This is a genomic window from Bifidobacterium pseudolongum subsp. globosum, from assembly GCF_004155535.1.
GTDB classification, from domain to species: domain Bacteria; phylum Actinomycetota; class Actinomycetes; order Actinomycetales; family Bifidobacteriaceae; genus Bifidobacterium; species Bifidobacterium pseudolongum_C.
In genome coordinates, this window is the sequence record NZ_RYUH01000009.1 from 90,763 (window position 1) to 116,294 (window position 25,532).

Annotated in this window: 25 protein-coding genes; 18 read left to right on the forward strand and 7 right to left on the reverse strand. The window is 62.2% G+C overall.

The genetic code is table 11. The annotated features are described in order from the left end of the window. The first annotated feature begins 10 nt into the window (after nt 1-10). From PG2093B_RS03070 to PG2093B_RS03090, 5 genes are all read left to right on the forward strand, one after another. The gene (locus PG2093B_RS03070) at nt 11-3,091 is read left to right on the forward strand and encodes a DUF3427 domain-containing protein (protein ID WP_242502820.1); all 3,081 of its coding nucleotides are present in this window, start codon (nt 11-13) and stop codon (nt 3,089-3,091) included. Nucleotides 3,092-3,152: 61 nt separating this feature from the next. After that, nucleotides 3,153-3,773: a GNAT family N-acetyltransferase gene (locus tag PG2093B_RS03075; RefSeq protein ID WP_129897194.1), complete on the forward strand. Its 621-nt coding sequence runs from the start codon at nt 3,153-3,155 to the stop codon at nt 3,771-3,773. Nucleotides 3,774-3,782: 9 nt separating this feature from the next. Next, complete coding sequence (locus PG2093B_RS03080) at nt 3,783-4,466, forward strand: pentapeptide repeat-containing protein (protein WP_129897195.1); 684 nt, start codon at nt 3,783-3,785, stop codon at nt 4,464-4,466. A 57-nt stretch (nt 4,467-4,523) separates the two neighbouring features. After that, nucleotides 4,524-5,036 (forward strand): Panacea domain-containing protein, encoded by a 513-nt coding sequence (locus PG2093B_RS03085; protein ID WP_129897197.1) that lies wholly within the window; start codon nt 4,524-4,526, stop codon nt 5,034-5,036. Between the two features lie 17 nt (nt 5,037-5,053). Next, nucleotides 5,054-5,548, forward strand: a complete 495-nt coding sequence (locus PG2093B_RS03090) for a Fic family protein (protein WP_242502803.1) — start codon at nt 5,054-5,056, stop codon at nt 5,546-5,548. On the opposite strand, the gene PG2093B_RS03095 is transcribed toward PG2093B_RS03090, so the two are convergent. From PG2093B_RS03095 to PG2093B_RS03115, 5 genes are all read right to left on the reverse strand, one after another. After that, nucleotides 5,545-5,808 carry a Txe/YoeB family addiction module toxin gene (locus PG2093B_RS03095; protein ID WP_129897201.1) on the reverse strand — a complete coding sequence of 88 codons (264 nt, stop codon included), beginning with the start codon at nt 5,806-5,808 and terminating at the stop codon, nt 5,545-5,547. The two genes, PG2093B_RS03090 and PG2093B_RS03095, sit on opposite strands and share 4 nt — an antisense overlap. 5 nt (nt 5,809-5,813) lie before the next feature. Continuing rightward, nucleotides 5,814-6,074: a type II toxin-antitoxin system Phd/YefM family antitoxin gene (locus tag PG2093B_RS03100; RefSeq protein ID WP_095507583.1), complete on the reverse strand. Its 261-nt coding sequence runs from the start codon at nt 6,072-6,074 to the stop codon at nt 5,814-5,816. A gap of 157 nt (nt 6,075-6,231) precedes the next feature. Next, nucleotides 6,232-6,711, reverse strand: coding sequence for a GNAT family N-acetyltransferase (locus PG2093B_RS03105; RefSeq protein ID WP_129897203.1), 480 nt, complete (start codon nt 6,709-6,711; stop codon nt 6,232-6,234). 46 nt (nt 6,712-6,757) lie between these two features. After that, nucleotides 6,758-7,555 (reverse strand): DUF1295 domain-containing protein, encoded by a 798-nt coding sequence (locus tag PG2093B_RS03110; protein WP_129897205.1) that lies wholly within the window; start codon nt 7,553-7,555, stop codon nt 6,758-6,760. A gap of 241 nt (nt 7,556-7,796) precedes the next feature. Then, the gene (locus PG2093B_RS03115) at nt 7,797-8,780 is read right to left on the reverse strand and encodes a hypothetical protein (RefSeq protein ID WP_129897207.1); all 984 of its coding nucleotides are present in this window, start codon (nt 8,778-8,780) and stop codon (nt 7,797-7,799) included. Nucleotides 8,781-9,276: 496 nt separating this feature from the next. On the opposite strand from PG2093B_RS03115, the gene PG2093B_RS03120 reads away from it, so the two are divergent. From PG2093B_RS03120 to PG2093B_RS03135, 4 genes are all read left to right on the forward strand, one after another. Beyond that, nucleotides 9,277-10,215 (forward strand): ABC transporter substrate-binding protein, encoded by a 939-nt coding sequence (locus tag PG2093B_RS03120; protein ID WP_129897209.1) that lies wholly within the window; start codon nt 9,277-9,279, stop codon nt 10,213-10,215. Between the two features lie 216 nt (nt 10,216-10,431). Next, nucleotides 10,432-11,355 (forward strand): ABC transporter substrate-binding protein, encoded by a 924-nt coding sequence (locus PG2093B_RS03125; protein WP_129897211.1) that lies wholly within the window; start codon nt 10,432-10,434, stop codon nt 11,353-11,355. A 74-nt stretch (nt 11,356-11,429) separates the two neighbouring features. Then, entirely contained in the window at nt 11,430-12,416 is a 987-nt protein-coding gene (locus tag PG2093B_RS03130) for an amino acid ABC transporter permease (RefSeq protein ID WP_129897212.1), read from the forward strand. 22 nt (nt 12,417-12,438) lie between these two features. Then, nucleotides 12,439-13,245, forward strand: coding sequence for an amino acid ABC transporter ATP-binding protein (locus PG2093B_RS03135; protein WP_129897214.1), 807 nt, complete (start codon nt 12,439-12,441; stop codon nt 13,243-13,245). Between the two features lie 258 nt (nt 13,246-13,503). Here PG2093B_RS03135 and PG2093B_RS03140 read toward each other — a convergent pair whose 3' ends face one another. Further along, entirely contained in the window at nt 13,504-14,229 is a 726-nt protein-coding gene (locus PG2093B_RS03140) for a response regulator transcription factor (RefSeq protein WP_165369690.1), read from the reverse strand. Between the two features lie 169 nt (nt 14,230-14,398). Here PG2093B_RS03140 and glmS point away from each other — a divergent pair, with 169 nt between their 5' ends. From glmS to PG2093B_RS03160, 4 genes are all read left to right on the forward strand, one after another. Further along, entirely contained in the window at nt 14,399-16,291 is a 1,893-nt protein-coding gene (glmS, locus tag PG2093B_RS03145) for a glutamine--fructose-6-phosphate transaminase (isomerizing) (protein ID WP_101398502.1), read from the forward strand. A gap of 20 nt (nt 16,292-16,311) precedes the next feature. Beyond that, nucleotides 16,312-17,055, forward strand: coding sequence for a pseudouridine synthase (locus PG2093B_RS03150; protein ID WP_129897420.1), 744 nt, complete (start codon nt 16,312-16,314; stop codon nt 17,053-17,055). A 72-nt stretch (nt 17,056-17,127) separates the two neighbouring features. Next, the gene (locus PG2093B_RS03155) at nt 17,128-17,526 is read left to right on the forward strand and encodes a hypothetical protein (RefSeq protein ID WP_129897218.1); all 399 of its coding nucleotides are present in this window, start codon (nt 17,128-17,130) and stop codon (nt 17,524-17,526) included. Nucleotides 17,527-17,604: 78 nt separating this feature from the next. Continuing rightward, the gene (locus tag PG2093B_RS03160) at nt 17,605-18,975 is read left to right on the forward strand and encodes an ABC transporter substrate-binding protein (RefSeq protein ID WP_129897421.1); all 1,371 of its coding nucleotides are present in this window, start codon (nt 17,605-17,607) and stop codon (nt 18,973-18,975) included. Here PG2093B_RS03160 and PG2093B_RS03165 read toward each other — a convergent pair. Beyond that, entirely contained in the window at nt 18,972-19,730 is a 759-nt protein-coding gene (locus PG2093B_RS03165; protein WP_129897219.1) for a type III pantothenate kinase, read from the reverse strand. The genes PG2093B_RS03160 and PG2093B_RS03165 overlap by 4 nt on opposite strands. 164 nt (nt 19,731-19,894) lie before the next feature. On the opposite strand from PG2093B_RS03165, the gene PG2093B_RS03170 reads away from it, so the two are divergent. From PG2093B_RS03170 to PG2093B_RS03190, 5 genes are all read left to right on the forward strand, one after another. After that, complete coding sequence (locus PG2093B_RS03170; protein ID WP_129897221.1) at nt 19,895-21,559, forward strand: ABC transporter substrate-binding protein; 1,665 nt, start codon at nt 19,895-19,897, stop codon at nt 21,557-21,559. A gap of 100 nt (nt 21,560-21,659) precedes the next feature. Next, the gene (locus tag PG2093B_RS03175; RefSeq protein ID WP_129897223.1) at nt 21,660-22,610 is read left to right on the forward strand and encodes an ABC transporter permease; all 951 of its coding nucleotides are present in this window, start codon (nt 21,660-21,662) and stop codon (nt 22,608-22,610) included. Between the two features lie 91 nt (nt 22,611-22,701). Beyond that, a complete protein-coding gene (locus PG2093B_RS03180) occupies nt 22,702-23,526 on the forward strand; it encodes an ABC transporter permease (RefSeq protein WP_242502821.1) in 825 nt (274 codons plus the stop codon). Then, entirely contained in the window at nt 23,526-24,338 is an 813-nt protein-coding gene (locus PG2093B_RS03185) for an ABC transporter ATP-binding protein (protein WP_129897422.1), read from the forward strand. The genes PG2093B_RS03180 and PG2093B_RS03185 overlap by 1 nt, the downstream gene beginning before the upstream one ends. Next, on the forward strand, nt 24,335-25,150 hold the full coding sequence (locus PG2093B_RS03190; protein WP_129897227.1) for an ABC transporter ATP-binding protein: 816 nt from the start codon (nt 24,335-24,337) through the stop codon (nt 25,148-25,150). Before PG2093B_RS03185 ends, PG2093B_RS03190 begins: the two co-directional genes overlap by 4 nt. The last annotated feature ends 382 nt before the right edge of the window (nt 25,151-25,532 follow it).

Consider the following 25,532-nt stretch of genomic DNA (forward strand, 5'->3'; position numbering starts at 1 on the left):
ACCGCGCGACATGCAGAAGACCGTCGATGAGAGCATCATCGACGGTGTGATGAGCGGGTTGATAAGGCAAAACGACACTGCTGAGGAACGGTTTGTGCCCAAGCTGATTTCCAATCAGCCCGGAAGCACGATGGGGGATGCCATCCGTGAGGAATTGAAGGGCAGCGAATCTTTTGACATTTCGGTGGCATTCGTCAGTGAAAACGCATTGAAATCGATGTATCAGGCATTCGTTGATCATGCGAAGAAAAGCGGGAAACGTAACCGGATCATTACCTCCACCAAAAACTATTTCAACAGTCCCAAGGCATTCAAGGAACTGATGAAACTCCAACGCGACGCCAATGTGGAGGTTCTGATTTGGGAACACGGCGACAGTGGGGAATCAGGGGGGACGATTGCTCAAGATCAACCATTTCATCCCAAAGGGTATCTCTTCACCAGATGCATGGAAGAGGGAAGAGCTTATTACAATCTGTATGTCGGCAGTTCGAACCTCACGTCCTTTGCGTTGCAGAATCAGCGTGAATGGAATCTTCGTGTGTCTTCGACCAGTGAGGCGCAGCTGATTCAGCAGGTCAAAGAGGAATTGGCGGATCAAGTCAGGCAATCGGTCCCGTTGACTGATGAATGGTTAGCGCAGTACGAGGAGGAGTTCAAGAACTACGCACCTCCGCGCACGCAAATCCTCCAGCAGGCACGTGCGGCGAAAATCGAACCAAATGCAATGCAGCGCGACGCATTAGCAAGCATTCGACAGTTGCGTGACGAGGGACAGCGTCGTGCCATCGTCATCTCCGCAACTGGTACGGGCAAAACCTACCTTTCTGCATTCGACGTACGCGAGTTCCACCCCAAACGCATGCTGTATGTAGCCAACCGTGACACGATCCTCAAGGCCGCACGCGAATCATACCAGCGGGTGCTCGGCTGTGATGAGGCCGAACTCGGCTTGCTCACTGGCAGCAGTAAACAACACGATGCCAAGTATGTGTTCGCATCGGTAGACACACTTCGCCGTCATATGGAGGAATGGTACGAGCCCGACGACTTCGATTACGTGCTTATTGATGAAGCACATCATTCTGGTGCGAACAATTACCGTTCTGTCATCGAGTATTTCTCGGAAGCCGGATTCATGCTCGGTATGACAGCGACACCGGAGCGAACCGACAGTTTCGACATCTTCGCATTGTTCGACCACAACATCGCGTATGAGATTCGCCTGCAAAAGGCGCTTGACGAGAACATGCTGTGCCCCTTCCATTACTATGGCGTACACGAATTTTTGGGGGAGAATGGTTCGCGTGTCAATTCAAACGAAGGCATTTCGAAGAACGACAAGCAGCAGATCCAATATTCGCTTGAAGAATTGACCGAGCCGAGCCGCGTGCGGTACATCATCCGCAAGCTCGAGCAATATGGCTCTTACGGCCAACAGGTGACTGGGCTGGTGTTCTGCTCCAGGATTGACGAGGCAGAACAGTTGTCCCATCTGTTCAATCAGGAAACCAATCAACAGGCTGAACGCCCGTATCGAACAGTTGCCATCAGCGGCAAAACCTCGCCGAAAGATGTAGAGAACGCAGTGAACCGGCTTGAAGCGGGCGAACTCGACTATATCTTCACTGTCGATAAATTCAATGAAGGTATTGATATCCCTGCAATCAACCAGATTGTGATGTTGCGCAACACCGAATCCAGCATCGTGTTCACGCAGCAGTTGGGCCGAGGTCTGCGCAAGTTCCCGCACAAGACCTGCGTCACCGTCATCGATTTCATCGGCAACTATGCGAATAACTATCTCATTCCTGTTGCCTTGTACGGAAATGCAGGCGACAGCGATATCGTCCGTAAGAATTTGCAACGCGAAGCTGTGGGGCTGTCTTCAATCAGTTTCGATGAGATCTCACGCAAGCAGGTATTGAAATCATTGGATACAGCGTCGTGGTCGGATAAGAAGATGCTTCGCGAACAGTATTCCGTGATGCGCAATGAGCTTGGTCGCATTCCGATGTTGACAGATGTATACCGGCATGATCCGTCGATGGTGATGACGATGGCGCAGAAAAACAGCAGCTACTTCGACTTTGCACGCGAGGCGGAGACTGTGTTGTCCGATGAGGAGCAGGGCAGTGGGTTCGCGCATACATTGTTGCCTGTTGACGCACAGGGCAAACAATGGCTCAAAATGGCCACTGAGATTCTTTTGGTTGCCATCCGCCCGCAGGAATTGGTGGTTCTCGATGAATTGCTCACATCATGTAATAAGGGCGTCTATTCGCCGATATCAGTGTTACGTCTGAAAGAAGCGATTGCAACCCGATTCCCAGCCTCGTACCATACGGACGCCCAGCTTGAATCGGCGCTCAGGGTATTGGATTGGTCATTCTTCGACACGGCTGCCAAGAAGTCCTATGGGGAATGTGCGGTTATCGAGCGTAGTGCTGGAGGGATCAGCCTCGCTCCTGAGTTTGCTGCGAGGCTCGTGAACAATGACACGTTCCGCCGCTTCTTCGTGGACAATGTACGCACGGGGTTGAAACGGTTTGCGGATCTTCTCGAGGAATCCGCTAAAACTGGGCATTCGCTGCAGGATGACCGAGGATTCGTCTATGAACACCGATACAAGATGTTCGAAGTGGAACGCCTGCTTGCATGGCCCAAGCAGATCAACGGCAGTAGTGTCGGCGGCTATCTGCTCCCCAAAGAGGGCGGCAACATGCCCGTGTTCGTCAAATACGCGAACAGCCAGTACGCCGACCGCTTCCTCAATCCTCAGGAGATGCATTGGTTCAGCAAGGACAAACGCAGTTTCAAATCACGTGAGATCGAATGGATGTCACAAGGGCAGGGAGATGTGGATTGGGGTGCGACGCATTTCATTCCATTGTTCGTCATGCGCAAGGCGGACGCCGAGAAACTCAAGATGTACTACTACGTCGGCCGCGTCGGCTCATGTGCGAACATGCGTGAGACGACACGCGACAACAGCGGCGAAACGGTCAGGCTCGTGGAGATGGATCTGCGTCTCACAAAGCCGTTGAGCGCGGAGCTGTATCAACACCTGACCGCCGACGATGACGAATGAGCTCTTCCCGGTAGTCATCCACGCGTGACGTTGTACGAACCTGCACCGATGATGAAATCTTATGAAATACTGCCATTATGTCACTCTCAAAGACGGACACCGATGTGTCATCCGCAACGCCGAACCAACTGATGCGCAGGAAGTGCTCGACGTCATGCAGCGTGCGCATGTACAGACTGACTTTCTGCGTTCGTATCCGAATGAGATGGCCATTGACGTGGAGCAGGAGCGGAGTTGGCTTTCAGAGAGGCTTGAGTCTGAGCGCGAAATCGAACTCGTCGGTGTCGTCGATGGTGTCATCGTTGGATCTGCGGGTGTCGAGGAGGTGGGAACGACGAGCAAAGTATGGCATCGAGCTGAGCTGGGCATCAGTGTGATACGTCAATATTGGGGAATCGGTATTGGTGGTGCGCTGATCGATGCCTGCATTGCATGCGCGACGGCTGCGGAATATTCGCAGCTTGAGCTGCAGGTCGTTGCTGACAATGCCCGTGCGCTCGCGCTGTATATCAAGCGCGGGTTTGTTGAATACGGACGTAATCCGCGAGGATTCCTGTCTTGTGTGTCGGGGTATCAGGAGCTGGTGTACATGCGCAGGGAACTGGATGCCCCGGCGGCGCGCGTGGACACTGTGATTGTGGAAGAATTGGAGTGTGTGAGCCATGGCTATAGAACGCTATAGGCTGTCGGCATGAGCACACCAGCACAGCGCGCACAATCCGCAGCCGAGCCCAAAGCGCCAAACATCGCGCGTTTTGCGCCCGCGGAACATCTGCATGAAGCGCGGCTGCAGCTGTTGGAACGGGAGGGCTCCTACGATTCTACGCGCTTCTTCGACCAGCGGGCGGATAAGCTCGACGCGCTGCTCGCCATGTTTCTGGACTGTGTGTTCGAACAATCCCAAGCGGTGGCGCTGACGCTCGACCGTGCGCACATCAGCCGCACCATGTTCGCGGAATGCGGCATCGCGCAGCTGCATGCGGTCGGCGCGGGGTTCGTGGACTGCCTGTTCACGGGCTGTCGGTTCGGCTCATTCGCCGCCATGGAATCGTCAATGCATTCGGTGGAGATGCGCGACTGCCGCATCGGCTACCTCAATCTGCGCGATGCCACATGGCGCGACGTGCGGTTCGTCGACTGCGTGATCGACGAATTCGACGCCGTCGGCGCGCAGTTGACGCGCGTGGCGTTTCCGGGCACGCGCATCGAGTCGATCAATCTGCAGCATGCCACGGTAGGCGACGTCGATCTGCGCGGCGCGCGCCTGCACCGCATAGAGAATGTGGAGTATCTGCGCGGAACCACGATGTCGCTCGAGCAGATCGCCGACCTTGCCGCTGCGTTCGCCGCGAGCCTCGGCATCCGCGTGGCGTAAGGGAATAAACATATACAACGGTACAGTGGGAACGCGGAACAACTGATTGGCGGAAAGATGGAATCACTACAGATCGCACGGCGCATCGTCGCGGCATACGGCGGCACGTGTTTCCTGACGAACCTCAAACTCAACCTGCTCGTGTACTGGTGCCAGGTCGAGGCTCTGCGGCAGTCGGGTGAGCCTCTGTTCGATGACGAGATCAGCGTGGGGCAGTGCGGGCCGGTCGAGCCGCTTGTATGGGCGGAATACGCCACGTTCGGCTCGCGCATGATCCGTCAACGCGATGAATGGCAGGAAGCCGACTTCGATGAGCGCGCGGAAGGCGTCATCGCGCGCGTGCTCGCGTCGCTCGGTGATCTGACCGCCGACGACCTGCTCCGCATGTCGAGCGCGCGTGGCGGCGCATGGTGGAACGCGCGTGGACGGGGCGATGCGCGCATCACCGTCGAGTGCATTGTGCGCTCCGCGGACATGCACGCCGCCGCCCCCACGAGCACACTCGCGCGCAGTGTGGGCGAAGTGGCGCGGGAATACCCGAACGCGCTGCTGCTGTTGGAGCGTTCATGATGAGGGGGGAGCGGCCTATGCATACGGCAGAGCCAAACGCGGAGCCAATCGAACTCGACGGCGAGCAGATGCGCATGGACGCGCTCGCCGAATCGGTGTTCGAAGTCTATTTGGGCACCATCCGCGGCACGGGGCTCGACATCACGCCAACCGCACCGGCGGCGGTGGACGAGGCGATCCTGGGACGTGTGCAGTCGGTGCTTGGCGCGACGTTCCTCACGTTCTTCGGCATTGCGCCCGTACAACGGTATGCGGACGTGTTCGCGCAGATCGCGGACTTCGCCACGCGGTTCGCGAAAGACCACATCTTCCCGGACGGCAACAAACGGACGGCGGTCAAGATGTCGCTCGCGATCCTCAAGATGCGCGGATGGGATGTGCGTGCGTGTGATGCGAGCGAGCCGGAGCGCAACGAGCTGTACCAGTGGGTGCAGGACATCGTCACCGGGCGCGGCAGTGCGGAGGAACTTGCGGCGTTCCTGCGTGAGCACGCGGTGTGGGTGAAAGATTAGGAATCTTTGTAGTGCTCTCGGCAGGAGAGAACCACAATGCTGTCTGCTTTGGGCACGTAGATGATGCGGTGTTTTTCGCTGATGCGGCGTGACCACGCTCCAGCGAAATCCCATTGCAGCGGTTCGGGTTTGCCGATGCCTTCGAATGGATTGCGCATGATGTCTTTGATAAGCACATTGATGCGCTTGAGCGTCTTCTTGTCTTGGGTCTGCCAGTAGAGGTAGTCGTCCCACGCGTCAGCGGTCCACGTCAACTTCATGGGCTTCAGTCCTCGGGCAGAAGGCTGTGCTCGGCGACATCTCCGTCGGCGGCCTGCTGCATGCCACGGCGGATGCGCTCGTACATCACCGGATTGCGGTAGATACGCAGCGTCTCCATGAGGCTGTCGTAATCGGATTGGTTCATGACGATGATGTTGTCTTCCGCATCTTTGTTCGTGACTAGCAGTGGTTCCGCGTCCTCGCGAATCTGCCGGATGTTCTCTTTGAGGTTATTACGGAATGAACTGTAGGTTATTGCGCGCATAGGGGGCTCCTTCGGTCGGTCGGAATCATTCTCGTGACAAGTACTTGGCATACACAATATTGTACAAGATACTGTACAAGATACTGCATAAGATACTGTGGGACACGATACGAAGGATCAGAAGTCGACACGAACGAACACAATCGCGACGGAAGCGTTACAGAACCTGCTCCATGCCGTATTTGTAGGCGCTCATGCCAAGGTGCTCGTAGAACTTGACGGCGGCCGGGTTCGCGGCCCACGCGTTGAGTGTCACGTTGTGGTAGCCGTGCGCGCGGGCGTGGTCGAGCACGTGGTTGTACAGCGTGGTGCCCACATGCTTGCCGCGAGCGGCTTCGTCCACGCAGATGTCGTCTATGTACAGCGTGCGGATCGGCTGCAGATTGTTGCTGCCGGTGTGGTCCTCATCCACGCAGAACGCGTAGCCGAGCAACGTGCCATCGGTATCGATCGCCACGAAGATCGGGCGCGAATCATCGGCGATGATCCGCGCGAGTTCGTCGGGCGTGTACTTCGTCTTGCCTTCGATGAACAGATCGGGGCGGCCGTGTGCGTGCACATCGTTGACCTGCCGCAGCATGTCCATGATGGCGTTGATGTCGGTGGCTTGCGCGCGGCGGATGGTGAGGCCTGTCATGCTTCAAGTATTGCGTGTGGAAAGACAAGCGGTGTCGAGCGTGAGCTCAGCCGATGAGCCACTTGGCGTTCGCGACGCTGTACAGCGGGATGAAGGGGATGAGGATCGGGGTGTGCTTGGTGTAGTGATGGTACTCCGGGTCGCTGCCATACTCCTTGTTCTGGCGCAGTTCAAGGCGGCGGGCGCCGCCGAACATGATCCAGCAGATGCACAGGTACCCGCCGATGGCGGCGATCCACTGCCATGCGCCGCTGAGGATGGAGACACCGGAGACGAAGACGCCGGTCCACGTGACGATTTCACCGAGATAATTGGGGCAACGCACCAGGCGGAACAGTCCCACGTCGCAGAAACGGTGCGGATGTTGCTGCTTGAATCGGTTCTTGGTCAGGTCGGCTGCGGATTCAAGCAAGATGCCGGCGCCCATGATCGCCGCACCCACAATGGCCACGGCGTCGGTGCCCGCATGGTTCTGCAAGCGGAATGCGATTGGGGAGGCCTCACATGCATAGAGCAGCGCGCAACCCACCCAAGTGAGGAGCTTGAGGGGGAGCTTGACGTTGTTGCCGTTGTCGATTGCCTGCTGCATGACCTGATGGTAGGAGGAGCTGCGGTATTCGCGCGCGAGCAGGTAGCCGCCAAGCCGCAGGCCATAGACAATGAGGAGCGCCGCCATGACGGCCGAAACCGTTGTGAGGCCACCACGGATTCCGAAGTAAATAAGCAGGGCCGAACCGATGCCGGCGATCGAGAAGCCGTAGCCAATTGAGATGAACCAGATGTACCGGTGGAAGCCGACGGCGCTGATTGCGAGCGCCACGAGGAAGATAACCAAAAATGCCATAGTCCAAGCGTATCGGAGCATGCCGGGGTTCTTGGGGTTTGCGGCCAATAGCGCTGTGGGCACATTCCAAGGCGTGTTGGGGTGGTTGGAGTGCGTGACTAAAACGTATCTCGGCTGGGGAGGAGCATTTTTCGGCCAGCCCCTATGTATGAAGGGCGAAAAATGGTGTAATCAAGGGGTTGATACATGGATGCCAGCGGGAAAATGCTCCTCCCCAGCCGAGATACGTTGCTGCGGGAGCTTAGCGGGCGACCACAAGCCCCGAGGGACGCGCCTTCCATGCTTCGCGTCGCCTGTCCGGCACTCGCTCGAGGGGGAGCGGGGTGCTCAAAAGATAGTTCTTGCCGGTGCGCTCGCTGATGAGCCTTCCGACCAGTTCCGCCACGTGCCGCTTATCCGAGTCGGTGATGAACCCAAGACCGATGACTTGCACATAGGCCCAGCCAGATGCCTCTATTGCGAAGCGCCGGAGCGAGTCCTGCTCCCATTGCTCGCTATGGTGCCTGCCATCATATTCGACGGCCACCATGGGTTCGGGGAACGCAAGGTCCAAAAAGATGAGGCGCCCGTCCGGCAACCTCACGGGAAGATTGACCACTGGTCGAGGAAGGCCATAACATTCGAGCGTGAGACGCAGCACGGTCTCCATGACGGAATCAGTGTGCTCTTCCATCAATTCCAAGGCTTTGCGGCATTGCGTGATTCCCTTGGGTGGCCGTATGCCATTGCAGTGCGCACGGCGCTCGACGCGCGTGATGAGGTCAGCGAAACAGTCCAGTGTCAGTGGCTCATGAAGGGTGTTCCTGCGCATCATCGCATCGCCTAGGATGACGAGGTCCTTAAGTGCAAGAAAACGTGAGAACATGAACCACGTGAATTCGGGTGTTGTGCAGGTGACACCCTCTGCGATTTCGATGGTCTCTATTGGTATGCCACTGACAAACAGTGCGGTTGGAGCGATCCGTGTGGGGCCGGGGCGTGTGAGGGCGCGCCGATCCCGACCTTTGTTGTTGCGGTGATTCACAACCATCTGGAGCACGTCGGCATGAAGTCTGGGCATCGAGACGACAGACGCCTCTGAATCCCAGTCCACGCCAAGCAGCCGTAGCGCCGTGGTCAACGTGAATATGCATGCCGTAGCGCGCCGGCAATATCGCTCAAATCGAAGGCAGGTCTCCAATTGGTGTTCTTGCCGCTGCTCTGGCGTCTCGAAGTGTCCGGGCATGTCCTGTTCCTCGCTATGAGTCCGAATGTTGTGCCGACTCTAACGGATGCAACCTCGGTTGTCAGCCATCGTGGCGATGCTTGTGGAAACGGTGGATAACGGATGAAAAGCAATAACAGAATGTGGAAAGAGCGGTGGATGCCGCCGACTGCCAGTGGCGTTCGGTTGTGGTGCGGTTTTCAAGCCGAAACCAGTCCGCAGCCAGTGAGAACAAGTAAGAGAGGCATTCGGCGAAAGTATTTTGACTGGGGAGGAGCATTTTCCGGCCATCACCCATGTATGCAGGGCGAAAACTGGCTCCAGCACGAGGCCGGTATCTGGGTTCTGCCCGGAAAATGCTCCTCCCCAGCCTGAAAACAAGGCGGCTGCACACATGGGTCGCGTACAGCAGGCATCGTTTCATGTTTTCGTGCCAGTAACCTGTTCGTAGCATCGGATTTTTACGCTGCACACATGCATCACGCATGGAGCGTGGTCACGAACAGCGAGGGAAACCATGAGCAAGCAGTCTTTCCGGTCCATCGCCGCGTGTTTTCTTGGCGCGGCGCTGTGTGTGAGCGCCGCCGCATGCGGCACGTCCGACGAAGCGTCGTCGTCCGGCAGTGAAACCAGCACCGCATCGCCGCAGGCATACGATGTGTCCAAAATCGAGACGGACGAGGAGATCGCCGCGCTGCTGCCGGATTCGGTGAAGCAGGACGGCGTGCTCACCGTGGGTATGGACACCTCGTACGCCCCGGCCGAGTTCCTGGCCGAAGACGGCAAGACGCCGGTGGGCTACGATGTCGACATGTCGAATGCGCTCGCCAAGGTGCTGGGCCTCAAGGCCGACCAGCAGGTCTCCAAGTTCGACCTGATCATTCCCGCGGTCGGCTCCAAGTACGACGTGGGTATCTCGTCGTTCACGATCACGCCCGAACGCATGGACGCCGTCGATTTTGTGAGCTTCTACAAGGCCGGCTCCACATGGGTCACCAAGAAGGGCAACCCCACGAATGTCGACACCGCGGACCTGTGCGGCGTGCGCGTGGCGGTGCAGACCGGCACCACGCAGGAAGAGGAAGTCACGCAGATGAGCGAGGACTGCACCAAGAACGGCAAGGATGCGATCGATATCCTGTCGAACGCGTTGCAGACCGACGTGACGACCAATGTGACCACCGGCAAGGCCGACGTGTTCTATGCCGATTCGCCCGTGGCCGGCTATGCGATCACGCAGACCGGCGGCCAGCTTGAGGCGCTCGGCGAGGATGTTGGTGTGACGAAGCAGGGCATTGTGGTCAAGAAGGGCGACAAGCAGACCGCCGAGGCGCTGCAGAAGGCCATGCAGAAACTCATGGACAGCGGCGTCTACGAAGAGATCCTCGAGCAGTGGGGCGCACAGTCCGGCGCGATTGACAAGGCCGAGGTCAACCCCACCGACGTCTCCCAGTGACCGGCGCGCGCTTGGCCCGCGCACACGGTAGGATATAGCTGCATGTGTGTGGCGCGCTCGCCCCGGCGAACGCGCCACACACATTGAGCAGCGGTGGTGTTCGCGTTGAGCACATTTGTATTTTATGCAGTGTATGACATAAATATACAAACCAATCGACGGCGCCGAACCCTGCGGCATAGCGACGCGCATATGAGACCGGAGGAACAAGAAAGAATGGCAGTGCAGAGCCTCAAGAAGATCATGGCGGGCGTACTGGGAGCGGCGATGCTGTTTACGGCAGTGGCTTGCGGCACGACCGACGAAAGCACGGACGCGAAGGCGGAGGCGAAGGCCGGTTTCGACGTTTCCACGGTGAAGAAGGACGACGCGATCGCGGCGATGCTGCCCAAGAGCGTCGCGGACAGCGGCGAGCTGACGGTGGGCATGGAGCTTTCGTACGCCCCGGCCGAATTCGTGGGCGACGACGGCAAGACGCCGGAAGGCTACGACGTGGACCTGGCGAAGGCGCTGGGCAAGGTGTTCGGCTTGGACACGAAGATCGTTTCGTCCACATTCGACACGATCGTGCCGTCGGTGGGCAGCAAATACGATCTGGGCATCACGGCGATGACGATCACGCAGGAGCGCATGGACGCCGTCGACTTTGTGAGCTACTACAAGGCCGGCTCGAGCTGGGCCGTCAAGAAGGGCAACCCGGAGCACATCGACGTCAACGATCTGTGCGGCAAGAAGATCGCCGTGCAGGTGGGCACCACGCAAGAGGAGGAAGCCAACGAGATCAAGCAGCAGTGCGCGGCGGACGGCAAAGCGGCCGTGGAAGTGATGCCGAGCAAGCTGCAGACCGACGCGGCGACCGCGGTGGCGACCGGCAAGGCCGACGTCTTCTACGCCGATTCGCCGGTGGCCGGCTATGCGATTTCGCAGACCGGCGACGCCCTGGAGGATCTGGGCAGCGTGGAAGGCGTGGTCAAGCAGGGCATCGCCATCAAGAAGGGGGACGCCGAGCTGGCCAAGGCGGTGCAGGCGGCCATGCAGCACCTGATGGACGACGGCACCTACATGAAGATCCTGGAGGCCTGGGGTGTGGAATCCGGCGCCATCAAGACCGCCGAGATCAACCCGAAAGACCTGGACTGAACGTAACCATGTGCGCGCGGTGAACCCCACCAGCGCGCACATGCATTGTTGTGGGGAAGAAAGCGAGGAGACCGATGCCCCATCATGTTGAACGCGACGGCGAGGGACTGCCGATCCCGCACCGCATCGAAGCCAAGCCGGTCAAGCGAACCGGCCAGATCGTGGCGGCGGTCATCGTGGCGCTGCTGGCGGCGATGCTCATCCATGGACTGGTCACCAACCCGCGGTTCGAATGGAACGTGGTGTGGAAGTACCTGTTCAACGAGCGCGTGCTCGAAGGCGTGGGCTACACGCTCATCCTCACGTTCCTTTCCATGATCATCGCCATCATCCTTGCGGTCATCCTGGCGATCATGCGCAAATCAGCCAACCCGGTGCTGCGCGGGGTGAGCTGGTTCTACATCTGGTTCTTCCGCGGCACGCCTGTGTACACGCAGCTCGTGTTCTGGGGCCTGTTCTCGGTGCTGATCCCACGCCTGTCACTGGGCATTCCCTTCACCTCGATCGAGTTCTGGAGCGTGGATTCACAGACCGTGGTGACCGCGTTCAATGCCGCCGTGATCGGCCTGGCGCTCAACGAGGCCGCCTATCTCGCCGAAATCGTGCGTGCCGGCCTCGAAGCGGTGGACCCGGGCCAGGAGGAGGCGGCCAAGGCCCTCGGCATGAAGCGTTCGATGATCATGCGCCGCGTGATCCTGCCCCAGGCCATGCGCATCATCATTCCGCCCACCGGCAACGAGACGATCAGCATGCTCAAGACCACGTCGCTGGTGCTCGCCGTGCCGTTCACGCTGGAACTCCAGTACGCCACGAACGCGATCGCGAACCGCATCTACAAGCCGATCCCGTTGCTCATTGTGGCCAGCATCTGGTACCTGCTCATCACCTCGATCTTCATGGTGATCCAGTCGATGCTCGAAAAGCACTTCGGCAAGGGGTTCGAAGCGCGGCCGGTGGGCACGAAGGGCAAGCAGGCGCCGCTGCCGGGCAAGACCGAAGGCGAACCGCAAGACGATGTGAACAAGACGAACGAGGCGGCGTTCCTCGGCTACAACGCCTAACGGACAGGAAGGGCATACTCTCATGACCTCACAGACAACGCACGCCGCAACCACCGGGGCGCAGGCCCCGAAGCCTGTTGTGGAGGCGAAAGACGTGCACAAGGCCTTCGGCGACCTGCATGTGCTCAAAGGCATCAACCTCGAAGTGGAACCGGGCACCGTCACCGTGATCCTGGGGCCCTCGGGCTCGGGCAAATCCACGTTCCTGCGCCTGATCAACCAGTTGGAGACGCTCACCGGCGGCGAGATCGACGTGAACGGCGAGATGATCGGCTACAAGCGGCTGGCTGACGGCACGCTGCAGACGCTCAACGAGAAAGAGATCGCGCAGCAGCGCTCCAAGCTCGGCATGGTGTTCCAAAAATTCAACCTCTTCCCACACATGACCGTGCTCGAAAACGTGATGGAAGCGCCGGTGCATGTCAAGCACATGCCCAAGGCCGAGGCACGCGAACTCGCCATCGCCGAACTCAAGCGCGTGGGGTTGGGCGACCGCATGGACTACTACCCGGGCCAACTTTCGGGCGGCCAGCAGCAGCGCGTCGCCATTGCGCGCGCGCTCGCGATGAAACCCGAGATCATGCTGTTCGACGAGCCGACGAGCGCGCTCGACCCCGAACTCGTGGGTGAAGTGCTCAATGTGATGCGTTCGCTCGCCGATGAGGGCATGACGATGATCGTGGTGACACACGAGATCGGATTCGCGCGCGAGGTCGCCGACCAGATCGTGTTCATGGACGGCGGCGTTGTGGTGGAACAAGGCGGACCAGAGATCATCGACCACCCCAAAGAGGCGCGGTTCCGCGACTTCCTGCAGCATGTGCTGTAGTGGAGCCATGGTGTGAGGGCGGTGTTTGGCCGGTTGCCGATTATCTCGGCGGCCGGCCGACTTCGTTGATGCGGCGACTCCGGCATGCGCCCGTGTGGCGTCCCCTCCTCAGTGCGCTCCGTAGGCGCATGCCGAGCCGGCGCAAGACCTTCTCTCCCGCCGGTTCAGCATTGTAGGGGTTCTTTTCGCGAAATCCCAGCGCTTGTAGTCCTCAGGACTACAAGCGCCCAATATGTGGTCGTGCCATGCGCCGTGCCGCTATTGGTTGGTGATGCGCGACCATTCGGCGACCGCCTCGCGCCGGTTGTTAACGCCCAGTTTGCGCATCGCGCGGCTGACGTAGGTCTTGACGGTGGAGGGTCTGACGTCCATGAGCATGGCGATGTCTGTGGTGAGCATGCCTTGTGCTAGATAATCCATGACGGTGCGTTCGTTCTCCGAGAGATTGAGCAGCACCGGTTTGCCCTCGGCCTGCAGCCGTGCGTACGCCTGTTGCGGGGAATTGAAGAAGACGCCGTTGCGCATCGGCAGCCGGCCGCCATCGAGCAGCGTCGTGATGGACCCGAGCAGGCCTTCGAGGTCGTCCTTCATCACCATACCCTGCATGCCGGCGGCCATCGCATCGGCGGCATACGCCTGCGGGTCGTACGATGTGGCGCCGAGGATGGGGGTGTGGTCGTCTTCGAACCGGATCATGGAGCACATTTCGAGTCCGGACATGCCATGCATGGCGATGTCGGTCACTATCAGGTCGGCGGCCGGGTCCGTGCCAGATAGACTGCGGTGGTAGGCGTCGATGCCGCCCTGCCCGCTTTGCGCGGTCCAGTCGATGGCGAGGTGTGGTTGCTTGGCGAGGAACGACGCCAGCAACCCGAGTACAAGACGGTCGTTGTCCACGATGGCGATGCGGAACGGCGTCTGCCGGCCGGAAGATGGTGTGGATTGGCTCGCGCCCTCTGTTCCGTTGTTGGTGGTTGTGTTCACGTGCATCATCATAGAATACAGCGCCATACGCAGGTGGCGGTGTTTCACGGGTGGGGGCGGGCGCGTTCGGCTACGGCGAAACCGTCGCCGCCCAAGCAAAAGCGTGGGAACCGTGGAAGTGCGACGGATTGCCGTGCATTGCGCGCCGCCGTCGGTTATGCTGGTGCCTATGTGTGGAATTGTAGGTTACGCAGGTGATGTGAATTGTCCTTCGATGCGCCCCCTTGAGGTGTGCTTGCAGGGATTGGAACGTTTGGAATACCGTGGGTATGATTCGGCCGGTGTGGCGCTGACCGCCCCCGGCATGGACCGCGTGGCGGTGCGCAAGAAGGCCGGCCGCCTGTCGAATCTGGTGGAAGACATCGAGGCACGGCCGCTGCCGGACGCCACGGTGGCGATCGGCCACACGCGTTGGGCCACGAACGGCGTGCCCAACGACGTGAACGCGCACCCTCATGCGAGCCGTGACGGCAAGGTGGCGATCATCCACAACGGCATCATCGAGAACGCTTCGCAGTTGCGCCTGGACCTGCAGGCGGAAGGCTACCGCTTTGTTTCGGGCACCGACACCGAGGTGGCGGCCAAGCTGCTGGGCAAGATCGTGGACACGGTGATCGCGGAGACGGGCGAACCGGACTTGTTCGAGGCGATGCGCCGCTTGGGCCGCATGCTCGAAGGCGCGTTCACGATTCTGGCCGTGGATTGCCGCCAGCCGGGCATCGTGGTGGGCGCGCGCCATGATTCGCCGCTTGTCGTGGGCTTGGGCGAGGGCGAGAACTTCCTGGGTTCCGATGTGGCCGCGTTCGTGGCATACACGAAGACCGCGATGGAGATCGGCCAGGACCAAGCCGTGATGATCGACGCGCACGGCGTGGCCGTGACCGATTTCGACGGCAACGACGTGCCCGAGCCTGTGGTGTACGAGATCGATTGGGACGCGTCGGCCGCCGAAAAGGGCGGTTGGGATTCGTTCATGGACAAGGAGATCCACGAGGAGCCGGCCGCCGTGCAGCGCACGCTCATCGGGCGTCTGGACGACGAAGGCCGCCTCAACCTCGACGAAGTGCACATCGACGAGCATGATTTCAAGGCCGTCGACAAGATCATCGTGATTGGCTGCGGTACGGCGAGCTATGCGGGCATGGTGGCCAAATACGCGATCGAGCACTGGGTGCGCATCCCGGTGGAGGTCGAGCTGGCGCATGAGTTCCGCTACCGCGACCCGATCCTCACACCGCGCACGCTCGTGGTGGCGATCTCGCAGTCGGGCGAGACGATGGACACGCTCATGGCGTTGCGCCACGCGCGCGAACAGGGGTCCAAGGTGCTCGCGATCTGCAACACGCAGGGCGCGTCGATTCCGCGTGAATCCGACGCGGTGCTGTACACGCACGCCGGCCCCGAAGTGGCCGTGGCCTCCACGAAGGCGTTCGTGGCGCAGATCACCGCCGCCTATGTGCTCGGCCTCTATCTGGCCCAGCTCAAGGGCACCGTGTTCCGTGACGAGATCGCGCAGACGCTCGATTCGCTCAAGGACATGCCACGCAAGATCCAGTGGGTACTCGACACGCAGCCATCCAAGGTGGCCGCCGCGGCCCGCCAGTTGCGTGACGCGAACTCGTTCCTGTTCCTGGGCCGGCACGTGGGCTACCCGGTCGCGCTTGAAGGCGCGCTCAAGCTCAAGGAGATCGCCTACACGTTCACGGAGGGCTTCGCGGCCGGCGAGCTCAAGCACGGGCCGATCGCGCTTGTGGACGAAGGTGAGCCGGTCGTGTTCATCGTGCCGCCGGCGCGCGGCCGCAATGTGCTGCACGCCAAGGTGATTTCGGGCATCGAAGAGGTCAAGGCCCGTGGCGCCACGATCATCGCGGTCGCGGAGGAAGGCGACGCCGACGTGGAACGCTACGCCGACGTGGTCTTCTGGCGCCCCGAATGCCCCACGTTGATGAGCCCGCTCGTCGACGTGGTGCCGTTGCAGCTGCTCGCCATGGACATGGCCAAGCAGAAGGGCTACGACGTGGACAAGCCGCGCAATCTGGCCAAGTCCGTCACGGTGGAGTAGTGGCGGGCCATCACCGTTGGGTGTTCAATGAACCCGACATCCCCTTCGATCTGCCGGTGCTGTATGAGGACGAGGCGATCATCGTCGTGGACAAACCGCATTTCCTCGCCACGATGCCGCGCGGCATGTGGTACCGCCAGACTGCGCTCATGCGGCTGCGCGAACGCTACAACGACCCGCGCATCGTGCCGGCGCACCGCCTCGACCGGCCGACCGCCGGCGTGCTCGTGTTCGTGCGCGACCCGGCTGCGCGTGGGGCATACCAGCTCGTGTTCCAGGACCGCCGTGCGCGCAAGGTCTACGAGTGCCTCGCGCCGGTGCGCGTGCCGTGGCGGCCGCCGACCGGCACCGTCACGCGGCTCGCCGCGCCGCGCCCGTTCCCGTTGGTGCGCCGCTCGCACATCGTCAAAACGCGCGGTGTGCTGTGCGCGCAGGAGATTCCCGGTGTGGTCAACGCGGTCACCCGCATCGAGCGCGCGGAGCTCGACCGCGCCGCCTCGACGCACGCCGGCGAGCCGATCGCGCGCTACGTGCTGCACCCGCAGACCGGCAAAACACACCAATTGCGCGTGCACATGAACGCGCTCGGCCTGCCGATCCTCGGCGACGACTTCTATCCGCGCATCGAGCGGCGCGCCTACGACGATTTCTCTCAGCCGCTCGAACTCGTGGCGCGCGTGCTCGAATTCCGCGACCCGCTCACCGGCGTGCCGCGCCGTTTCGTCTCTCGCATGCCACTCGGCGCGGCGATTTCACGCATGTAGCGCAATCCGCGCCGGCCCGCATGCAGGCTGCTAAAACTGGAGGAAGCAGATGTATTCGGTAAGGAGCGGATCATGGGTTACGTCATTGCACTGTGCATAGTGGTGCTTGCTGCGTTCGTGTGCACGGCGGTTGTGCTGGGCAGGGACGGCGGGGAGCGTGAGGCCCGTGCGTTCACCGAGCTCGAACCCGAGCAGCAGCAGGTGCTGTACAACACGCCGATCGAGTACGAAGACGAATCGCATCGGGCGTGGCATCAGAGGGGCATTGTGCGCAATGTGACCCCGCGCGACGACGATACGGCCGATGTGGAAGTGATGTGGTACAACGCGAAGCCCGACGAGACGACGCGCAAGAAGGAAACGAACATCGAGCACATCACCGCCAGGAAGAAGGACGTGCAGGTGCATAAGGGCAGCGTCGTCACGATCCGCGTGCAGCCCGGCCAGGGCGTCACGGTCGTCGCCGCGTAACACGCCCCGCCCGCTATGCTGGAGTGCGTACAGGTCAACACACGGTGAGGAGTCGATGTGCGTGCATGGGCGAAGCGGATGGTGGCGGCGGTATGCGCGGCGGGCGTGATGTTCGCCGTGGCGGGCTGCGGTGAGCACGACAGCCGCACGCAGATCAGCGTGTGGTCGTGGGAGCCGAGCATGGCCGCGCTGATCGCCGATTTCGAGGCGCGCAACCCCGACATCCACGTGACGCAGATCGGCACGGCCGACTACAGCAAACTCAACTCGGCGATCCAGGACGGCTACGGCACGCCGGACGTGGTGCAGCTGGAGTATTTCGCCCTGCCGCAATATGCGGTCAGCGGCCAGTTGCGCGACCTGACGAGCCGCACCGCGAACTACGGCTCGTTCTATACGCCCGGCTCATGGTCGTCGGTGCAGCTCGACGGGCGCGTGTATGGTGTGCCGATGGATTCGGGCCCCATGGCCTTCTTCTACAACCAAGACGTATTCGAGCAGGCGGGCGTGGACGCCACGAAGATCCGCACATGGGACGACTATCACCGTGCGGCGAAGAAGCTCAAGGAGAACGGCGTCTACATCGCGGCCGACGACGGCGACGCGAGTTTCTACAACGCGATGGTCTGGCTCTCCGGCGGCCGGCCCTACAACACCTCGCACGACGGCAAAGAGGTCTCGATCACGCTCGACACCGACACCGGCACGCAGGAGTTCACGCGGTTCTGGCAGCAGATGATCGACGAAGACCTCGTGAACACGCGGCTGGCCACATGGTCGGACGACTGGAAGCAGGCGCTCGGATCGGGCACCGTGGCGTCGCTGTTCGCCGGCGCATGGATGCCGTCGCTGCTGCTGGCCGATGTGCCCGGCACCGCCGGCCTGTGGCGCGTGGCGCAGATGCCCACGGCGCACGGCAACCTGACGAACGCCGAAAACGGTGGGTCGGCGCTCGGCGTGCTCAGTTCAAGCCGGCGCCCGGAGGCCTCGTGGCGGTTCATCGAATATGTGTGCCACGAGACGGCGGGCATCATGACGCGTGTGGACGGCGGGGCGTTCCCGGCCGACAACGCCACGCTCAACAGCGCCAACTTCCTGAACAAGACCACGGTGCGCGACGCGCGTGGCATCGAGGTGCCGTATTTCGGCGGCCAGAAATTCAACGCGGTGCTTGCGCAGGCCGCAAGCCACGTCAGCACCGGTTACCAGTACCTGCCGTTCGAGGTGTATGCGCGCAGCGATTTCCGCGCCACCGTCGGCGCCGCATACACGTGGGTGAACAACGAGCACACGTATTACGACGCGGTGCGGCGCGAACGCGAGGGGCTCATCCAACGCAAGGACATGCCGCAAAGCCCCGGCCCGCAGGTCACCCTGCGTGAGGGGATCGAACGCTGGCAGAGCGACCTCAAGGAGTACGGCACCAACCAGGGCTTCACCATGCGCTAGATGTTCTTGCGGTAGATCCAGAGCATGCCCTTGAAGATGAGGTCGGGGTCGATCACGTCGATCAACGGCGTGTCGAGTATGCGCGCAAGACCGCCGGTGGCCACCACCTGGAAGTCCTCGGGGATCTCGCGGTGGAATTGCGTGATGATGCGTTCGATGCCGCCGAGGAAGTCGTAATACAGTCCGGCTTGGATCGCGTTCTGCGTGTCTTTCGCCAGAATCGACGTGGGGCGCCGGATCTCCACTTCGGGCAACTGCGCCGTCATCGAGGTGAGCGCCTCCGCCGCGGTGCGGATGCCGGTCGTGATCAGGCCGCATGTGATGGTGGCGTGCCCGTCCACATAGTTGTAGGTGGTGGCCGTGCCCATGTCGATCACGAGCGTGCGGCCGCCGTACGTGGCGTACGCGCCGGCGCAGTCGGCGAGGCAGTCGGCGCCGAGCGAGCGCGGGTCGTCGATGTGGATGTTCATGCCGGTGCGGATGCCCGGGCCGACCACCATCGGTGTGATGCCGAGGAACTTGACGATCGCCGCGGTGAACGAATGCATCACCTTCGGCACGACCGACGTGATGATCACGTCGTGCACATCGCGCGGCGCAAAGCCTTTGAGCTGCAGGAACTGCAGCAGCATGATGCCGAACTCGTCGGAGGTGTGGTTCGATCTGGTGGTGATGCGGTAGGTGGCGGCCACCTGCTCGTCTTCGATGAACCCGAGCACAATGTTCGTGTTTCCAATGTCCACGGCAATCAGCATGGTGTCTCCTTCGTGCCCGGCGTGGCGTGCGCGGCGAAATATGCACGCCCCTCTACAATAGCGGGAGGTGGCCGACCCCGGCTGGGGCGGTCAACCATGTACAACAAGCAGAAGTCAAGAAGCGCGGGCGGGAAGCCCGCATGCAACCAACCATTGAGGAATCCATGACAGCAACGAATGGAGCCAATGGCGCGCACGGCGAGTCCGGCGCGACCGGAGGGCACACCAACCAGCAAGACACCGCATTCAGCACCGACGCCTCGCTCCAGGCGCACGCCAAACGACCGGCCGGCGGCCCACGCCGTTCCATCTGGGCCATTGTGGCCGTGATCGTGATCGCCGTGGCGCTCATCGTGGGCCTGTGGCACCCGTGGACCCGCAAGGCGGACCAGACGCAGGCCAGCGGCGCCGCGGACACCGTGACGATCGGGCTCAAACTCGCGCCCACCAACCTCGACATTCGCAACACGGCCGGCTCCGCGCTCGACCAGGTGCTCATCGGCAACGTGTACGAAGGCCTTGTGGCCCGCGACAGCGGGAACAAGGTGGTGCCGGCGCTCGCGACAAGCTGGGACGTGAGCCCTGACGGCCTGAAGTACACGTTCCATCTCAATACAGGCCTCACGTTCTCGAACGGCGACCCGTTGACCGCCGAAGACGTGGTGTGGTCGATCAACGAGCTCGAAAGCAAGCAATACCATGACGCCGACGCGCTGAAGAACTTCAAGTCGGTGAGTGCGCCGAACGATGACACCGTGGTGATCGAACTGACCAAGCCCTACGCCAACCTGCTGTGGGCGCTGACGGGCCGTGCCGGACTCGTGTTCGACAAGGACGCGAAGTATGTGGCGAAGACGCAGGCGGTGGGCTCGGGGCCGTATGTGGTGGAACAGTTCACCCCGAACAGCTCGATCACGTTGAAGGCCAACCCGGAGTACTGGGGCGCCCAGCCCAAGACGCCCACGGTCGTGGTGAAGTACTTCGCCGACGACAACGCCGCCGTGAACGCGCTCAAATCCAACGAGGTGCAGGTGCTCGCCCCGATCACCGCGTCGCTCGCCAAGCCGTTCGAAGACGACCCGGAGCACTACACGGTGGAGGCCGGCGACGGCACCGACAAATACGTGCTGGGCATGAACAACGCCGCAGGCAAGCCCACGGGCGACAAACGCGTGCGTGAGGCGATCCGCTACGCGATCGACCACGACCAGCTCATCGCCGCGCGCGGTAGCACCGACAAGGCGCTCGGCGGCCCGATCCCGTCGCTCGACCCAGGCTATGAGGACCTCACGGGCCTGTACCCGCACGACGTGGAGAAGGCGAAGGCGCTGCTCAAAGAGGCCGGCTACACCAAGGAGCACCCGCTCAAGCTCACGCTCACCTACGCCAACACCTACGGCACCGACATCGGCGACCAGCTGCGCAGCCAGCTCAAGGCCGTGAACATCGACCTCAAGGTGAACGTCGTCGAGTTCTCCACATGGCTGCAGGACGTGTACACCGACAAGGACTACGACCTTTCGCTCGTCGACCACAACGAAAGCCACGACTTCACGCAATGGTCGAACGCGGACTACTACTACAACTACGACAACCCCAAGGTGGTGGAACTCACCGATGAGGCGCTCGGCTCGACCGACGACGCCAAGCGCGACGAGCTGCTCGCGCAGGCCGCGCGCATCGTCTCGCAGGACGCCGCCGCCGACTGGCTGTTCAACTACCGCGTGACCACGGCGATGGACAAGGGTGTGAGCGGGTTCCCCGTGAACATGAACCAGACGCTGATGCCGCTGGCTGAACTCAGCTATACGCCGGCCACCACCAAGTAACATCACAACCAATACGCGAACCGCCCGGACGAACCGAGCCGGGCCCCGCGGTCAGGGCGGCACAGCGCATGTGCCGCCCGTCCACAACCCTAAGGGGACTATGAAATACCTTGCACGCCGGCTGCTGCTGTTTGCCGTGGCGCTCTTCGCCATCTCCGTGGTGATCTTCCTGGCGTTGCGCGTGCTGCCTGGCGACATCGCCACCATCATGGCCGGCCTCAACTCGCCGCCCGAACGCGTGGAGGCGCTGCGCGCGCAGATGGGCCTCGACCGCCCGCTGATCGTGCAGTACGGCGCGTGGATCGCCGGTCTGGTGCGCGGCGACTTCGGCACTGCCATGCTCACCGGCCAACCCGTGGCCGCCCTCGTCGGCACCCGTGCCGCCATCACCTTCCCGCTCATCATCCTGGGCCTCATCATCGCGCTTGCGATCGGCATCCCCACCGGGTGCGCCGCCGTGCTCGCGCGTTCCCCGCGCGCCCGCGCCGTCTACCAGGGCGTGGCCATTGTCGGTGGCGCCGTGCCGGCCCTGTGGGGCGGCCTGATCCTCATCCTGCTGTTCGCGCGAGGATCGGGATTGATCCCCATCCTGCCCGCGTCGGGCTTCCCGCAGGCGGGCTGGGCCGACCCCGGCCGTGCGTTCGCCTCGCTCATCCTGCCCGCGTTGACCGTAGGCGTGATCGTGGGCGCGTCGATGATGCGCTACACGCGCTCCGCCCTGCAATCCGTGGCGTCCACCGGCACGATCGAGATGGCCATGGCATGCGGCATGACACGCACGCAGGCGTTGACGCGCGTGGGATTGCGGCTCGCCATGCCGCAGCTCGTCTCGGTGATCGGCCTGACCTTCGCCGAGATGGTCACCGGCGTGATGGTGATCGAGAACCTGTTCGCGTTGCCCGGCATCGGCAGCGGGCTCGTCGACGACCTGGGGCACCGCGACCTCATCGCCGTGCAGAGCGAACTGTTCATGCTCGCCGCGTTCTTCCTCGTCATCGGCCTGCTCGTCGACATCGCGCACCGCGCACTCGACCCGCGGTTGGGAGATTGATATGCCAGATTCACCCACACCCACCCCACGCGTGCGCACCGACGCGCGCGGCGTGCACGGCTGGCGCCGTGTGCGCATTGTGCTCGGCACGATGTGGAGCCACGGCACCGGCCGGTTCGCGCTCATCGTGCTCGGACTTTGGATGCTCATCTCGGTGGTCTCGCTGTTCTGGACCCCGCAGTCACTGTGGAAGACCGACGGCTACCACGTCTGGTCCGCGCCCTCGCGCGCGCATTGGCTCGGCACCGACGGCACCGGCGCCGACCTGTTCAGCTGGCTCATGGCCGGCTCGCGCACCAATCTGCTCATCGTGCTGCTCACCGTGGCCTTCGCCGCGGCGTTCGGCCTGCTGCTCGTCGCGATGATGGTCTCGCGCCATTCCGCGCTCGCGCACGGTTCGGTCGTGGCGATCGACGCGCTGATCTCGATACCCACCGTGCTGATCGCGCTCATGCTCGCCGTGCCGATGGGCGCGTCCGTGGCGGTGATCGTGCTCGCGTGCGGCTTCGGCTACGGCCTCAACCTGGCGCGCGTGGCACGCCCGCAGGCGCTGCTCGCCGCGCACAGCATGTACGTGGAGTCGGCGTTCGCCAACGGCGCCTCCGCGCCGCGCGTGTTCTTCACGCACATCGTGCCGAATATCATGCCTGTGCTCATCGTGCAGTGCTCGCTCTCGGCAGGCACGGCCGTGCTCGCCGAAGCCGGGCTGACATATCTGGGCGTCGGCGTGCCGTCCGGCGTGCCGAGCTGGGGGCATTCGCTGAGCACGTCGGTGCGGTTCATCAACATCTACCCGCTCACCGTGCTGTGGCCGGGCCTGCTCGTCACCATTGTGGTGGTGGCGCTCAATCTGTTCGGCGACGCGCTGCGCGACGCCTCCGACCCACTCATCAATCCACGATTGCGAGGTGCATGATGGGCGTTTCGGTCAACTACCTCACCATCCGCATCGGCGGCGCGCCAATCGTCTCCGATGTGCATATCGACGTGCGCGACGGCCAGCGCGTCGGCCTGATCGGCTCGTCGGGCTCGGGCAAATCGATGATCGCGCGCGCGATGATGGGCCTGCTGCCCGTTGAAGCCACGGTCAGCGGCTTGATCGATGTGAACGGCGAGCAGATCGTCGGCATGCAGGACCGCGACCTGGCGGCCCTGCGCGGCGCGGCGATCGGCATGGTGTTCCAGAATCCCGGCGCCTCGCTCAACCCGCTGCTCACGGTGGGCAAGCAGATCGCGCTGCCACTCGAGCTGCACTACGACCTGACCGCCGAAGACCGCCATGCGCGTGTGCTGGCGATGATGCGCAAAGTGGGGCTCGACGAGTCTCTGATCGGGCGGCACCCGCATGAGCTGTCCGGTGGGCAGCAGCAGCGCGTCGGCATCGCCACCGCGCTGATCACGTCGCCGCGCCTGATCATCGCCGACGAGCCGACGACGGCGCTCGACTCGATGACGCAGCGGCAGATTGTGGAACTGCTCGTCTCGCTCGTGGACGAGGCCGGCGCGGCGATGCTGTTCATCACACACGACTTTTCGGTGCTCGCGCACGCCACGCAGTACTGCTATGTGCTCGACCACGGCACGATTGTGGAGCAGGGGCGCACGCGGCGTGTGCTCGCCGAGCCGAGCACACCGCAGGGCGCGCGCCTCGTGATGGCCGCGCGCGAACTGACGCTGCACGGAGCGGAAGGCGAAGACGGCGGCACACGAGGGGAGCGGGCGCAATGACAGACGCAGCGACAGGCGCACTGACACAGGCGGAACAGACGGACGTGCTGCTCCAGGGCGAGCGCGTATGCAAGTATTTCGGCCCGGCGCGCGCCCGGCACCAAGTGCTGTTCGACGTCGACATCAGCGTGCCGGCGGGGCAGTGCGTGGCGATCATCGGCGCCTCGGGGTCGGGCAAATCGACGCTCACGCGCATTCTGCTGGGCTTGGAGACGCCGGACGGCGGCGATGTGCGCTACCGAGGCGCGTCGATCGAGGGGCGTGCCGGCGCGCCGCAACTGCGCATGCTGCGCGACGAATCGGGCATCGTGTACCAGAACCCCTTCGAATCGCTCGACCCGCGGTGGACGGCGTTCCGTTCGGTCGCCGAACCGCTGCGCCTGCGTGACCGGCGCATCGACGACGAGACGTGCGAACGCCGGGTGCGTGAGGCGCTCGCGCTCGTGTCGCTCGACCCGGACGAGATCATGTGGCGCTATCCGATGGACCTTTCCGGCGGTCAGGCGCAGCGCGTGGCGATCGCGCGCGCGATTGTGACCGGGCCGAGCGTGCTGCTCGCCGACGAGGCGATGAGCGCGATCGACGTGGCCGCACGCGTGCAGATCCTCGACGCGTTCGCGGCGATCCGCGCGCGCAACCCGCGCATGGCCATGCTGTTCGTCTCGCACGACCTTGGCGTGGTGCAGCACATCGCCGACCGCGTGCTCGTGCTGCACGAGGGGCGTGTGGTGGAGCGCGGCACGGTGCGGCAGATCCTGGAAACGCCGCAGGAGGACTATACGAAGGCGCTCATCGAGGCGGCCACGCTGTGACGGCCTCAATGGCCGGCTCGCGATAACGGCATGTCCACTATGTGGACCTGCCGCCGTGGTTGTCGGGGCGCCGTGGGTACGGTATGGCACATGACGTATCTCTCATGTTGTTGTTGTCGCTAACCACACGCCCCACAGCGCGCGGTCTTCGACGCATAACTTGAGATGGTGCCGGTCTGATTCCTCAGGGCCCCGACGCCGCCCACACCAGTGAACTGCATGTGTGGCCACGGGCGCGCCCGATTTCCACCCCACACCGGATTACCGGAACGCCACGGTGATATACCGTCTGGCAGCCGCACCCCCCCATCTCAACGCCATGGTTTGAACGCGCGATTCACGCGGGGCCGTCTTACACACAACCCCCGTACGAACCAACCGA